Source organism: Mesorhizobium sp. WSM4935, from assembly GCF_029625735.1.
Taxonomy (GTDB): Bacteria; Pseudomonadota; Alphaproteobacteria; order Rhizobiales; family Rhizobiaceae; genus Mesorhizobium.
Genome location: NZ_JARTVR010000072.1, coordinates 1 through 255, shown reverse-complemented (window position 1 = coordinate 255; position 255 = coordinate 1). Strand labels below are relative to the sequence as shown.

At 57.6% G+C, this 255-nt stretch carries 1 protein-coding gene; it reads right to left on the bottom strand.

Features of this window, described 5'->3' with window-relative positions; translation table 11 throughout:
* Window positions 1-255 (bottom strand): S1C family serine protease (locus P9273_RS32155; protein ID WP_278052595.1); only part of this gene is annotated, 255 nt, incomplete at both ends.

Here is a 255-nt window from a genome sequence, read left to right as displayed (position 1 = left end):
GATGATGCCCATCGTCACCGTCTGGTTGAGGCCAAGCGGGTTGCCGATGGCAAGCACGACATCGCCTACGCGCAGTTTTTTCGGATCAGCCATTTGGATGACGGGGAGGTTGCTGGCATTGATGATCTTCAACACCGCCAGATCGGTTTCCTCATCGGCGCCGACCAGTGTGGCTTTGGCTACGCGGCCGTCGTACAGCAGCACCTGGATGTCGTCGGCGTTGGCGATCACATGATTATTCGTGAGCACATAGCC